Genomic DNA, 14,021 nt, shown 5'->3' with positions numbered 1-14,021 from the left:
ACCATGCACCATCAATATTATGCTTTTCAATTAAAGGTTTAAGTAACCTCTTTTTTCTAACCAGTTAGCTTCAGTTCGAGTGTATCTCCACACAATATCTGCTTTTTCGTCACTCTGAAACTGCCATGGTTTTATAAGTACCACGTCACCCTCTCGTATCCAGATCCTTTTTTTCATTTTTCCTGGGATTCGCCCTAATCTAGTTTTTCCGTCTGTGCATCGCACTCTTAATTTACCATGCCCAAGAATTTGTTCAACAATTGCTGGAATTTCTCCTCTTCGTGGGGTTCTCACTCTTCTGACTTCTTGTGGTTCATATCCTCTACTCAAATACTCTCCTCCTATGTTATTTAAACTAATTTTTTTCCAGTCCTATAAAGAATTAGATTTAATTAATTTATAAATATTAATAAGAATATAATAACTCAACCTTTATATAATGATTTATATTCGCGATACTTATTAGTAGTTTTCATAAAAATTATTTAAGAACTAATATGCAACTTTATTTCAGGTTTTGTTAATAATATTAATTTATTCATAAACTAATTTGAAGGTTATTATCATGGTTAATGAATTTTTAAAGATAATGGAATTAGGGGATGCTGAAAAAATTATTAAAAATTTGTTTGATAATTTTTATTCAAATAAAACATCGGAGAAAATTGATTTGTTGGCTGCAAACGGGCGTGTTTTAGCAGAGGATGTCTACGCCACAATGGATTTGCCTCCTTTTGATAGGGCATCAAAAGATGGCTATGCTGTTATTTCCAGCGATACTTTTGGGGCAACTGAACAAACAGCAGTTCCTTTAAATTTTTTAGAATTAATTGAAGCAGGTGAAGTTCCTCAAAAAAAAGTAAAAAAAGGTTTTTGTTCAGCTATAAATACTGGCGCTCCTATCCCAGATGGTGCTGATGCCGTGGTGATGGTGGAATACACTGAAGATAATAATGGGGAAATTCAAATTTATCGTAGTGCTCCTGCTGGTCAGTTCATAACAAAAAAAGGCAACGATATAACCAAAGGCAAGTTAATCCTTAAATCAGGCACTCCTCTAACTCCAGATAAAATAGGGGTTTTAAGTGCAATGGGGTTAGGTGAAATCTCTGTATGGAAACTTCCTCGAGTCGCAGTCATTTCCACTGGAAAAGAACTGGTAGAATTGGATAAACAAATCGAGTATGGTCAGATATATGATGTGAATTCTTACGCTTTAGAAAGTTCACTCTTGTCTTGTGGTGCAGTGCCGGTTTTTGGAGGCATAGTAAAAGATAATTATGAATCTCTTTCATCATCCATTAAAAAAGCCCTTGAAAATTCAGATATTGTATTAACTTCGGGTAGTACTTCTGCCGGAACAGGGGATGTGCTGAAACAAGTACTGGATGATATGGGTGAAGTTTTAATTCATGGTATTTCTGTAAAACCTGGAAAACCAACTATGGTTGGTAAAATAGGTCAAAAAATTGTAATTGGGCTTCCGGGTTATCCTGTGGCGGCATTAATGATATTTCAAATATTCATAGCTCCTTATTTGAGAAAATGGAGTGGTATGGCCCAGATTTCTACTAAAACTATTAATGCACTATTGGATGAAAGATTTTACTCATCTAAAGGCCGAGTTCATTATGCTTTGGTTAAAATTAAGGAAAATAAAATTTATCCCATACTAAAAGACTCTGGAGCCATAACTGCCTTAGCTGAGGCTGATGGTTATATTAAGATTCCAAAAAATGTGGAAATTTTGACTGAAGGCAGCAAAGTAAACGTATTTTTATTTTAAAAAGTTTAATTGATTAAATTCAATAATATGTCTTTTAAATCTTTTAAATCATTAACTATTGATTGAGAAGATAGTTCTCTAACATTTGGTCGGTTAACAATGATTACATCTATATCTAATTCTAAAGCAGCATCTATTTTACTGGAAACTCCTCCGGTTTCTCCACTTTCTTTGGTAATAATGGCGGAAACACCATATTCTCTCATTAGTGTTTGGTTAAATTCTTTAGAAAATATCCCCTGCATGGCAATTATTTGACTGCTTTTAATTCCTAAATCCTCACATTTTTTTATGGATGAAACAATGGGCAGTACTCTTACAAAAATAGTTTCTAAAGGGTAATTTTCCAGCACGTCATTTAATGTTGAAACTCCGGCAAGGTGCATGATTTTTCCATTTTTAACAATATCAAATGCTAGTTTTCCGGCTTCTTTGAAGGAGTTCACCTGATGGATCTTTGAATTTTCCGGTATGGGGGTTGATGGCCTTTCAAACCGTATATATTTAATTGATGATTTTTGACAGGCCGACACTGCATTTTTAGTGGCTTCAATGGCAAATGGGTGTGTAGCGTCAATAATCAAGTCAATACTTTCGCTTAAAATTAAGTCAACCAAACCATCTTTATTCAATGGTTTGGATATTATTTTATTGGCCCCTGCTTTTTTAGCAATTTGAGCACCATACTTAGTTACAGTTGTAGCTAGAACATGTATATTGCGTATTTTGTTTAATAATTCGATTATTTGCACTCCATCTTGAGTTCCTGCCATCACTACAACACGCATATTAAAACCTTTGTTAGTTATTTTCAGGGTCTACAATTCTTATTATTTTCTCACTAACCAGAATAAGTGCAGATACAGCTATTATCCATATCCAGTCCACTAATCCCAGCTCGGTAGTTTTAAATATGCCTTGGAAAAATGGTACGTAAATTACCATTACCTGCAGTAAAAATGATGCTGCTACGGCAATTAAGAGGAAACGGTTTGAAAATCCAGTCCTTGATTTGCAGTTAAACACATTGAAAATCTGGAACATAACAAAAACAGTAAAAGCAATGGTGGTTGCTTTAATGGTGCTCACTCCTAGAGATAGCTCGTAGAGATAAAGTGCCATAGTTCCAATAGCCATTACAATTCCGGTAAATATGATCCTTAAAAGACTTTTTCGGGGTAATATGTCATCTCTTTCAGGTTCACGTAACATTATTCCTTTTTCTGCGGGTTCTATACCTAAAGATTGGGCAGGAGGCCCATCCATAATAATATTTATCCATAAAATTTGTATGGGATTAAATGGGATGGGTAAGCTCATGATCGAAGCGGAAACAATAGTTAAGATAGCCCCAACATTTGTTGAAAGCTGGAACTTAACAAAACGTCTAATATTATCAAATATGGTTCTACCTTCTTCAATGGCATGGACAATTGTGGAAAAGTTATCATCCTGCAATATCATATCTGAAGATTCTTTCGCCACGTCGGTTCCAGCAATACCCATTGAAACACCAATTGATGCTTTTTTAAGAGCAGGTGCATCGTTTACACCATCTCCGGTCATGGATACTACATTATCTTTGTTTTGGAGTGCTTCTACTATCCGAACTTTTTGTTCCGGGAAAACCCTAGCATAAACTTGCACATCTTCCACTATTTCTGAAAATTTTTCATCGGATATTTTGTCCAGATCCGTTCCAGTTAAAACCTTTCCTCCTTCTAAAACACCTATTTCTTTTGCTATGGCTGCAGCGGTATCTTTATGATCTCCAGTAATCATTACTACTTTAATTCCTGCTTTTTTACATATGCTAACAGCTTCAGCAGCTTCTTTTCGAGGAGGATCCATCATACCTGATAGGCCCACAAAAATTAAATTACTCTCCAATGTGTCTTTATCTTCTAGATCTTCATTTGGATCTAATTCTCTATAAGCTAATCCTAAAACTCTTAGTGCATTTCCCGTCATTTCAGTTAAATCGCTGAGAATTTTTTCTTTATCTGTTTCAGTTAACTCTCTAATGGTACCATTTTCTTCAAGGAATTTGCATAGGCTCAAAACAATTTCTGGTGCGCCTTTTGAGAAAATATAATCTTTATCACCTTTCTTGTTTATTGTACTCATTCTTTTACGGGTACTATCCAGGGGGATTTCCATTATACGTGGGTATTCTTTTTCTAACTCTTCTCGAGAGTAATCTTCCTCTTCAGCGAATAATAGCAAAGCACCATCTGTTGGATCTCCAATGACTTTTCCATTGGATAAGTGGGCGTTGTTACATAATGCACATACTTCAAGTGCTTTCTCAGGTGAATTTAATCGCGCATCTCTAACTGACATCTTGTTTAAAGTTAGAGTTCCTGTTTTATCAGTACATATCACAGTGCATGAACCTAATGTTTCAACTGCCAGGAGTTTTCTAACCACGGCATTGCTTTTAGCCATTCGCTGCATTCCTAAAGCAAGGGTTAATGTTAGAATAGCAGGTAGTCCTTCGGGTACAGCTGCCACTGCCAGGGAAACGGCAGTCATAAATGTTTCTACCAGGGGTATGCCTTTGGATATTTGTAAAATGAATACCCCTATACATACTACTACTGCAATGAGGCCTAACATCTTCCCAAGGCCTGAAATCTTCTCTTGTAATGGTGTTGCGGTGTCTTCACCTTGCAGCATTTCAGCAATTTTTCCTATGGATGTTTCCATTCCAATTTCTACTACTGCTCCAACCCCTCGTCCAGAAATAACATCTGTATCCATATAAGCAATGGTTTCTCTTTCATTTTCTGCTTTTGTATGGTCAATTGTTTTGGAAACAGGAAGTGATTCGCCGGTTAAGGATGATTCATCAATCCTAAGATCATAACTTTCAATCAAACGGATATCAGCAGGTACGTTATCTCCTTCTTCTATAACAACTATATCTCCGAGTGTAAGTTGAGAGGCAGGTATTTTTTCAGTTCTTCCATCTCTAATAACAATTGCTTCACTCGAGATTAATCCTTTAAGCTTTTCCATAGCTTTTTCTGCTTTATTTTCCTGTAAAAATCCAACAGTAGCATTTAAAATTACCACAAAAAGGATTACAGCAGCATCTATGGCATCTCCTACAAAATAGGCAGCAATAGCTGCTAAAATCAATAAAATGATTAGTATGTCCATAAATTGCATTATGAACTTTTTAATTGGCCCATCTTTTTTCTCTTCAACTAACTCATTAGGGCCATAATCCTGGGCTCTTTTTTGAGCTTCTGATGAACTTAAACCATTTCTGGTGGTTTTTAGTTCTTGTAATGTTTCTTCAACGCTCTTTTTTCCCCATTTCATTTTCAACACTCTTTATTTTTTTTGGGATTATTTGGTAAAATTTTTTTATTTTTCCAGTTTATTATACTTATAAATTCTATTTATTTATTCTATACTACATACTCGCATCAATTTTTTATTACTTATATAAATTATTGTAGCATGTTCTATTTAGAAGAATACTCGTTTTAAAAATAATTTGATTTCTATAATTCATTATTTAGTAATTATTCAGTACAATTTTTCCCTATTGATATCTACCGATAAAACCCTGATTACAGTTAATATTGATTAAATGATTAGGGATATACATAAAAAACAGATTTTTTGTAATTAACCAATCTCATTTTCTTTTTAGTGTTTATATCGTCTCCTGTAAGGGTTTTAATTATTAAAGTAGCCCCTACGCTTTCCGCTAGATTAATTAATGATTGATGCAGTTCCATAGGGGGTCTGATGGAATAAATAATACTTGCGCCGTAGTAAATACTTAACTTGGGATGATTGATGTCGTCTTGAATTACTCCTTCATGACAAGGTTTAATATCTGTAATTACTATATTCATTTTTGAATGTCTTTGCAAGTTGCAGGCAACTTCATGAAACTTACCCACACCCACCTCGACAACTTTGTCATTGGGCTGGCACTGGTTGATAATATAAGATGTAAAATCTTTCCACATGGTTTCACCGGAGATTTAAATGATTATAAGGGAATTCAAACTTCCAGACTTAAAAAGAGTCATAGAAATTGAAAAAATGTCTTTTGATGAGCCTTATCCTCCTCATATATTAAAGGATATTTTTAATTTAGGGGCAGGATTTTTGGTTGCCCAGCAAGATAATATAATATTAGGATATATTATATTTTGGATTAGATTTGAAGATGAGGGTCATATTATTTCTCTAGCTGTTGATAAAAAATACCAGAGAAATCAGGTGGGGAGCCAACTGGTGAGTATGGCCACTGATATTTTAGAAAAATTTCAAATGAAAAATATTAAATTAGAGGTTAGGGCTGAAAATAAAGGGGCCATAAAATTTTATAAAACTCTGGGATTTCATGACGAAAAAATAATCCATGGATATTATGAAGATGGAGAAGATGCAATGCTAATGGATAAACCATTAAGAGGTGCTTCTGATTCATATTATCCAAAATAACCTAATGAATTAGATTAATAATTATGCTAATTAATAATTTCAAATTTTCAGGATTAATGGTGATTAAATGGTAAAAGAAGCAAAACTTGCTTTAGAAGATGGAACTATACTTACAGGAGAAGGGTTCGGATTTGAAACTATTAAAACTGGTGAAGTGGTTTTTTCCACAGGTATGACTGGATATGTAGAATCACTAACTGATCCTTCATACAAAGGCCAAATTTTAATGACAACTTATCCATTACAGGGTAATTATGGGATAAGTAAGAATTGGTATCAATCTGATGGGATCAAAGCAGAAGGATTCATTGTAAGAGAAGAGTGTTTGCATCCTTCTCACAGTTTATCTGAAAAAGGATTATCTGAATTTTTAAGTGAATTTGAAATTCCCGGAATTGGGGGAATTGATACCAGGGCATTAACTATCAAAATCCGCCAGCATGGTGCAATGAAAGGAGCACTTTCTACGGAAGAAATTGATAACTCTGAACTTTTAGAGATGGCCCGCAATCAACCGAGCATTGTTGACGTGGATTTAGTTGATCAGGTCTGTGTAAAAGAACCAAAAATATTTGGCGACGACTTTTCTCAAAGAATAGTAATTGTGGATTGTGGAATCAAAAATAACAGTATCAATGCTTTTTTAAAAAGAGATGTGGGAGTAGTTGTTTTACCGTATGATACAGATCCTAAAGATGTCCTTGATTATGATCCTGATGGAATTCTAATTTCCAGCGGACCTGGGGACCCTACTCGAGTTAAACCAGCGATAAATACTGTGCAGAGTCTTTCAGAGAAACTCCCTATATTCGGGATATGTTTAGGTCAGCAGATTATTTCCTTGGCATTTGGGGCTAAAATTTATAAAATGAAATTTGGTCACAGGGGAATTAACCAACCAGTGAAAGATCTAAAAAATGGAAAAGTATTCATCACCTCTCAAAATCATGGTTTCACTGTGGATCCAGAATCCATAAAGGATAAACTGATTAATATAACGCAAATTAATCTCAATGATGGTACCCCTGAAGGAATAGAACACGAAGAACTGGCTATTAGTAGTGTTCAATACCACCCTGAAGCAGGGCCGGGACCTCATGATACAGACAATGTCTTCGATACATTTGTTGAAAAAATAAGGCAATATTAATGGTAAATCAGGAATTTAATGACTATTAAACAAGATAAAAATTAAATTAAGAACAATTGAATGATTATTCTTATTCATACCCTCTTAGGCGGGATATTGATTATATAAGTATAATATAAAACGGGGATCGGAATGCCGAAGGATCAAGATATTAAAAAAGTATTAATAATTGGCTCAGGGCCTATTCAGATAGGCCAGGCGGCTGAGTTTGACTATTCAGGCTCTCAAGCGTGTAAATCTATACAGGAAGAAGGGATTGAAACTGTTTTGGTTAACAGTAATCCTGCCACTATTCAAACTGATATAGATATGGCAGATAGTGTTTATGTAGAACCTTTAACTCCAGAAATTGTGGCTAAAATAATTGAAAAAGAAAAACCGGATGCTATCTTACCTACTATGGGTGGTCAAACCGGTCTCAATGTGGCAACAGGCCTGGAAGAAATAAAAGCATTGGAAGGAGTAAAAGTTTTAGGTTCTTCTGTTGAAACTATACGCAATGTAGAGGACAGAGATCTTTTTGATAGTTTCATGAAGGAACTTAATGAACCTGTACCCAAAGCCAAGGCCGTAGAATCAATTGAAGATGCACTAAATGCAGTAGAAGAAATTGGGTTTCCTGTAATTGTACGCCCAGCATTCACATTAGGGGGAACTGGTGGTGGAGTCGCTTATAATGAAAAAGAATTAATTGAAATAGCTACTCGTGGTTTGGACATGAGTTTCATTAATCAAGTGCTTATTGATCAGTCTGTAATTGGTTGGAAAGAATTTGAATATGAAGTAATGCGGGATAAAAATGATACCTGTATTATTGTATGTAACATGGAAAACATAGATCCCATGGGTATTCACACCGGTGAGAGTATTGTAGTTGCACCGACTCAAACTCTAAGTGATATCGATAATCAAAGACTTAGAAATGCTTCTATAAAGATTATAAGGGCTTTAAAGATTCAGGGAGGATGTAACATCCAATTCGCGGTTCACCCAGAAACCGGGGATTACAAGGTAATTGAAGTTAACCCCAGGGTAAGTAGAAGCAGTGCCCTAGCATCAAAAGCTACAGGATACCCTATTGCTAAAATTTCGGCTAAGATTGCTATTGGCATGACTTTAGATGAGATCCAAAATGACATTACTAAAGAGACCCCTGCATCTTTTGAACCAACTCTGGATTATGTCGTGGCTAAAATACCCCGATGGCCATTTGATAAATTCAAAGGAATAAGCAAGGAAATAGGGGTTCAGATGAAGTCTACTGGAGAGGTTATGTCTATTGGGCGAACCTTAGAACAATCGTTACATAAAGCAATTCGTTCATTAGACATTGGGCGTTTTGGTTTTGATGAAGTACCATTTACCAAAGAAGCACTTGCAAATCCTACAGATGAACGATTATTCCAGGTTTACACGGCTTTAAAACAGGGAATGACTGTGGATGAAATCCATGAGATTACATTAATTGATAAATTTTTCCTTTATAAATTATTGAATATTATTGATTTTGAAAAAGAAATAACTCCCGATTCTATCAAAGACCCCAAAATTTTACGCAAGGCTAAAAAAATGGGTTTTTCAGATAGAAAAATATCTGAGATATGTTCCATTGATGAAAATGAGATTAGGAATATCCGAAAAGATAATGGAATAATTCCTACTTTTAAGATGGTAGACACATGTGCTGCTGAATTTGAAGCTAAAACTCCATATTATTATGCTACGTATGATATGGAGGATGAAGTATCAGTTTCAGATAATAAAAAGGTGATAATTATAGGTGCAGGACCTATAAGGATTGGTCAGGGAATTGAATTTGATTATTGTTGTGTACATGCTGCAATGGCCCTTAAAGACAAGGGAGTAGAAACTATAATTATTAACAACAACCCTGAAACTGTGAGTACTGATTATGATATTTCTAGCAAGCTTTATTTTGAACCGCTTACCTTTGAAGACGTCATGGGAGTCATTGATAAAGAGAATCCGTATGGTGTTGTAGTTCAATTTGGAGGGCAAACTTCAATTAATTTAGCAGTAGCTCTAGCTAATAGTGGTGTAAGGATCATGGGAACTCCTCATGAGAGTATTGATCGAGTAGAGGATAGGGAAAGATTTACTCAGGTTCTGGAAAAACTGGACATACCTCAAGCCCCTTATGGAATCACCAATTCTTTTGAAGATGCTCGAAAAGTTGCTGAGCGAATCGGGTTTCCGGTTTTAGTGCGACCGTCCTATGTACTGGGCGGAAGAGCAATGGAAATTGTTTATGGTGATGATGAACTACGGGAATATATGAAAGAAGCTGTTAAAATATCTCCTGAACATCCGATTTTAGTAGATAAGTTTCTGGAAGATGCCATTGAGGTTGATGTAGATGCACTCTGTGATGGTGAAGAAGTTTTCATTGGAGGAATAATGGAACACATTGAAGAAGCTGGTGTTCACTCTGGCGATTCAGCATGTGTTATCCCGCCTCAAAGTATTCCTGAGGAAATATTGGATGAAATAAAAAGGTATACTCGTGAACTGGCCCTGGAACTAGGTGTGATAGGACTTATGAATATTCAATATGCAGTTAAAATGGATCAACAAACCCAGGTGTATATATTAGAAGCAAATCCTCGCGCCAGTAGGACAGTTCCTTTTGTTAGTAAAGCAGTTGGAGTTCCATTGGCTAAAATTGCAGCCATGCTCATGATAGGTCATAAACTATCTGATTTGGGACTTAAGGATGAAATTAAAATAAATCATGTGGCAGTTAAAGAATCGGTTTTCCCATTTATTAAATTACCTGAGTCAGATTCAATTCTGGGCCCTGAAATGAAATCTACAGGGGAAAGCATGGGAATTGACGAAAATTTCGGACTATCTTATTATAAATCTCAATTATCTGCCAATATGGATCTTTTAACACAAGGAAAAGTTTTTATAAGCGTAAGAGATGCAGATAAGGATAAAATCAGAGATATAGTTGAAAAAGCAAATGATCTGGGCTTTGAAATTCTTGCTACGCGTGGAACTGCTCGAGCAGTTGAAGATGTGGCTGATATTGGTGTAATCAGAAAGGTAAGTCAGGGATCTCCTAATATTAGGGATGCTATTGTTAATAAAGAGATTGGATTAATAATAAACACTCCTTCTGGAAAACAATCTGCTGATGACGGATATTTAATTCGAAGAATGGCAATTGAACTGGGTATACCTTATGTTACTACATTAGCAGGTGCAAGGGCTGCTTTAAATGCTATAGAGGAAGTTAAAGAAGGTAAGATTGTGGTAAGATCATTAAAGGAATATCATAATTGATATTACTTTTTAATTTCACGACAATTTTTCATTATTTTATAATTCTATTTTTAAAATTAAATTCAAAATCCCCAATATTTATAAACTAAAAAAATAGAATAATTGTGATACATATTTATAATTAATATAATTTTTTTCTTTAATGATTTAGTTAATTATACAATTTCTAAAATTTTTGCATTGGAAATTTAAAAATATGTGCTGTTTCTCACTATATTCAAGTGAAATCATTATTTATATGGTGAGAACATAAAATAGATTATAATATATTAAAGGGTTGCTTATGCATAATGGAAAATTAGGTTACCAATGGTCAACTAGTAGGGAAATGGGGGATTACTATGAAAAATAGGTCCCGTATGTTTAGAAGTATAATTATTTCTTTGATTTTATTAGCATCGCTTTTTGCTTATAGCAATTTTAGTATGCCTTCTGCAGATGCACATATTCTGGTGGTGGGTTCACCCAGTTCAGATTTACCTGCTGATTATTTGACTGATGCTAAAAATATCGCTGCTAAATTAAAAAAGAAGTATGGTTCTTCAAATATTGTAACCTTATATGGAAAACAGGCCACTGCTAAAAATATCCTGATGGGAATGTATAATGCAGATATGATAATATACATCGGTCACGGGGGATATATGGATGGACGCTATAATGGGAAAGGAGGAATTGCAAAACCTCCATTTTCTTTAGTGGGTTATGCTGGCGCTTCTAAATCTGGAAATGAGTTCATTTGGGGAATTGGCGATAAAATGAGGGAAGGGTGGTATGGAAACACATTCAATGCTCCTTTAAAACAGAATAGTGCTGTAATGTTATTCCACGTTTGTTTTTCAACGGGTTGGGTTGAGGATTATACAGTGGCAAATCCTGTGGAAACTATAAACAATTTTGCCAAAATGTTTGGAAGTGGAGTGAATTATTATGCTTCGGCGTGGTTTGATTCAGAAATAATCGATACTTTGGTTCCAGGCGGAACTTTTAACAGTGCTAATCATAATATTAGGCATGCTGCTGAAAAACTCACTAAAATTTATACGGCGCCTGATGGCACATCTGTTCGAAGAAGTAGTGATGGTGCAGTATCATTCGTTGGAAATTTTTATGGTAAATTCCCTACTGTTTCTCAAATAACCAAGTATAATTCTTATGCTGCTTTAGCATGGTATAACGGCGATAGACAAAAATTCCTGGTATCTGCAATTCATACCAACCCCGAACAGTACATGAATCAGACATTCACTATAAAAGAGTATTCTGCTGATATTGGATCTCGTATAGTAAATTACACTTGGGATTTTGGTGATGGTATTACTGCAGAGTATACTTCTCCAAAAGATGTAACTCACAGTTACTCTTCCTTTAAAAAGTACACAGTAAAACACACCGTAACCAATAATCTGGGACAAATTGCAACTTCAACTAAAACAATAACTGTGGTTAATAGGGCTCCTGTGGCTAATTTCAAGACTTCTGCAGTTAATTATGCCCCTAAAAAAATTATAAACTTCACATCCTATGCCTATGATCAGGATAAAGGGGATAATGTAACATCAATTTACTGGAATTTAGGGGATGGTGCAACTTCCAATGAATCCCATGTAAAACATAGATATTCCAAAGAGGGAACTTATAAAGTTTCATTAACTGCGGTTGATACCTATGGTAAAAAAGGCACTAAATACAAGATATTGAAGATTTACTATCCAAAACCAGATCTTGTAATAACCAAAGCAAAAAAATCAGGCAAATATTTGAAGGTTACTGTGAAAAACAAGGGCAATAAAAATGCTAAAAAATTTAAAGTCAAAGCCTGGAATGGAAAGTATTCTAAAATAAAGAGTATTTCTGGATTAAAAGCAGGAAAATCTAAATCTTTCCAAGTAAGGTTTTCTTACAGCCATGGAAAGGTCAAAGCAGATTCTTATAATAAAGTTAAAGAATCAAATGAAAAGAATAATGTGAGAAAATTCTGATCTGGACTCTTTTTAACATTTAACTTTTTATTTTTCTAATTTTTTTTTCAAGATTTTTTAAAATGATTTATTTTTTATATAAATATTCATAATAATCACTGTATTATAAATCAGGTTAGAGATAAATATGTTTTATTGAACTTTAAATGACCTTATCATTGGGGCTGGTCTATGTTAATTATTGAAAATGGCCTTGTTCTTAAAGGCTGTGAACTAAAAGCTGAAAAATCCAATATTATTATAGATAATGGAAAAATTATTGAAATAACTGATAAGAGCGTCTCGGGTGATGATAAAATAGATGCTGGGGGCTGTATTGTATCTCCATCACTGATTAATTCTCATGTTCATATTGGGGACTCTGTAGCATTGGATGTAGGGGATGGCAAATCAATTGACGAGATTGTAAAACCACCAAACGGGATTAAACATAAAATTCTCTCTGAAAGTTCTGATGAGGATCTAATTGAATCTATGAATAGAACAATGTGGGAAATGCTATCTACTGGAACAACTACTTTTATTGATTATAGGGAGGGGGGAGTAGATGGGATTAAACTATTAAATGAAGCATCTAAAAATATTCCAATCAATAAAATTGTTCTGGGGCGGGATGAGATATTATTTGATAAGGAAGCAGATTTAAAAGATGTTCAATCAAAAGTTAAAGAACTTTTAAAACATTGTGATGGCATTGCGCCCAGTGGTTTTGGGGAAATAAGGGAAGATGTGGCTAAAATAATAGTTAAAGAATGCGAAAAACAGGATAAATTGTCTTCTATTCATGTAGCTGAACATGAAAAAGTGCAAAAAGATTCTTTGGAAAAAACTGGTTTTAGTGAAATACAGCGGGCAGTAAATTGCGGTTTCAAACTTTTAGTGCATTTAAATTATCCGATGCAAAGAGATTTGGATGCGGTGTCATCAGATAATATTTCAGTTGTATCTTGCCCTAGATCTAATGGTGCATTAGCTGTGGGAATTCCTCCTTTAAAAGACATGGAAAAAAAGGGGATTAATACATTATTGGGAACTGACAATTTAATGTTCAATTCTCCTAATATGTTTCGTGAGATGGAATATGCATTGAAAGTAACAAGGGGATATTACAGAGATTATTTTTCTCCCAGGAAAATACTAAAAATGGCTACTACTAATGCTTCTCTATTGGGGATAAATTCTGGTTGTATTATGGAAGGCATGGATGCGGATATTATGATTATAAAGAAAAATTCATCCAATCCTTGGTTGTCTATTATTAATAGAACAGAATCGAAAAATATAATATGTTTAATGAGGAAAGGTAAGATAATATAAAAGA

Annotated in this window: 10 protein-coding genes; 6 read left to right on the top strand and 4 right to left on the bottom strand. The window is 34.6% G+C overall.

Annotation, left to right across the window (positions count from 1 at the left end):
* Positions 1-30: 30 nt before the first annotated feature.
* Positions 31-330 carry a translation initiation factor eIF-1A gene (eif1A, locus tag MXE27_RS00175; RefSeq protein ID WP_248610373.1) on the bottom strand — a complete coding sequence of 100 codons (300 nt, stop codon included), beginning with the start codon at positions 328-330 and terminating at the stop codon, positions 31-33.
* Positions 331-565: 235 nt separating this feature from the next.
* On the opposite strand from eif1A, the gene MXE27_RS00170 reads away from it, so the two are divergent.
* Positions 566-1,786: a molybdenum cofactor synthesis domain-containing protein gene (locus MXE27_RS00170; RefSeq protein WP_248610372.1), complete on the top strand. Its 1,221-nt coding sequence runs from the start codon at positions 566-568 to the stop codon at positions 1,784-1,786.
* A gap of 5 nt (positions 1,787-1,791) precedes the next feature.
* Here the strand turns inward: MXE27_RS00170 and cobK are convergent, their stop codons facing one another.
* From cobK to MXE27_RS00155, 3 genes are all read right to left on the bottom strand, one after another.
* Entirely contained in the window at positions 1,792-2,574 is a 783-nt protein-coding gene (cobK, locus tag MXE27_RS00165; RefSeq protein WP_248610371.1) for a precorrin-6A reductase, read from the bottom strand.
* A gap of 13 nt (positions 2,575-2,587) precedes the next feature.
* A complete protein-coding gene (locus MXE27_RS00160) occupies positions 2,588-5,116 on the bottom strand; it encodes a calcium-transporting P-type ATPase, PMR1-type (protein ID WP_248610370.1) in 2,529 nt (842 codons plus the stop codon).
* Between the two features lie 278 nt (positions 5,117-5,394).
* Complete coding sequence (locus MXE27_RS00155; RefSeq protein WP_248610369.1) at positions 5,395-5,778, bottom strand: UPF0146 family protein; 384 nt, start codon at positions 5,776-5,778, stop codon at positions 5,395-5,397.
* 19 nt (positions 5,779-5,797) lie between these two features.
* On the opposite strand from MXE27_RS00155, the gene rimI reads away from it, so the two are divergent.
* From rimI to MXE27_RS00130, 5 genes are all read left to right on the top strand, one after another.
* Complete coding sequence (gene rimI, locus MXE27_RS00150; protein WP_248610368.1) at positions 5,798-6,259, top strand: ribosomal protein S18-alanine N-acetyltransferase; 462 nt, start codon at positions 5,798-5,800, stop codon at positions 6,257-6,259.
* Between the two features lie 67 nt (positions 6,260-6,326).
* Entirely contained in the window at positions 6,327-7,409 is a 1,083-nt protein-coding gene (carA, locus tag MXE27_RS00145; protein WP_248610367.1) for a glutamine-hydrolyzing carbamoyl-phosphate synthase small subunit, read from the top strand.
* A gap of 132 nt (positions 7,410-7,541) precedes the next feature.
* On the top strand, positions 7,542-10,718 hold the full coding sequence (gene carB, locus MXE27_RS00140; protein WP_248610366.1) for a carbamoyl-phosphate synthase large subunit: 3,177 nt from the start codon (positions 7,542-7,544) through the stop codon (positions 10,716-10,718).
* A gap of 341 nt (positions 10,719-11,059) precedes the next feature.
* Positions 11,060-12,700 carry a PKD domain-containing protein gene (locus tag MXE27_RS00135; protein WP_248610365.1) on the top strand — a complete coding sequence of 547 codons (1,641 nt, stop codon included), beginning with the start codon at positions 11,060-11,062 and terminating at the stop codon, positions 12,698-12,700.
* A 171-nt stretch (positions 12,701-12,871) separates the two neighbouring features.
* On the top strand, positions 12,872-14,017 hold the full coding sequence (locus MXE27_RS00130; RefSeq protein ID WP_248610364.1) for an amidohydrolase family protein: 1,146 nt from the start codon (positions 12,872-12,874) through the stop codon (positions 14,015-14,017).
* The last annotated feature ends 4 nt before the right edge of the window (positions 14,018-14,021 follow it).

This window comes from Methanobacterium alcaliphilum, from assembly GCF_023227715.1.
Classification (GTDB): Archaea; Methanobacteriota; Methanobacteria; order Methanobacteriales; family Methanobacteriaceae; genus Methanobacterium_E; species Methanobacterium_E alcaliphilum.
The sequence above is the reverse complement of the archived record's forward strand: the minus strand, read 5'-3'. Positions and strand labels throughout refer to the sequence as shown.

What these genes read in the sequence shown, in the direction of transcription:
- MXE27_RS00170 (WP_248610372.1), top strand. Translation starts at nt 566, where the DNA reads ATGGTTAATGAATTTTTAAAGATAATGGAATTAGGGGATGCTGAAAAA.
- cobK (WP_248610371.1), bottom strand. Translation starts at nt 2,574, where the DNA reads ATGCGTGTTGTAGTGATGGCAGGAACTCAAGATGGAGTGCAAATAATC.
- MXE27_RS00160 (WP_248610370.1), bottom strand. Translation starts at nt 5,116, where the DNA reads ATGAAATGGGGAAAAAAGAGCGTTGAAGAAACATTACAAGAACTAAAA.
- MXE27_RS00155 (WP_248610369.1), bottom strand. Translation starts at nt 5,778, where the DNA reads ATGTGGAAAGATTTTACATCTTATATTATCAACCAGTGCCAGCCCAAT.
- rimI (WP_248610368.1), top strand. Translation starts at nt 5,798, where the DNA reads ATGATTATAAGGGAATTCAAACTTCCAGACTTAAAAAGAGTCATAGAA.
- carA (WP_248610367.1), top strand. Translation starts at nt 6,327, where the DNA reads ATGGTAAAAGAAGCAAAACTTGCTTTAGAAGATGGAACTATACTTACA.
- carB (WP_248610366.1), top strand. Translation starts at nt 7,542, where the DNA reads ATGCCGAAGGATCAAGATATTAAAAAAGTATTAATAATTGGCTCAGGG.
- MXE27_RS00135 (WP_248610365.1), top strand. Translation starts at nt 11,060, where the DNA reads ATGAAAAATAGGTCCCGTATGTTTAGAAGTATAATTATTTCTTTGATT.
- MXE27_RS00130 (WP_248610364.1), top strand. Translation starts at nt 12,872, where the DNA reads ATGTTAATTATTGAAAATGGCCTTGTTCTTAAAGGCTGTGAACTAAAA.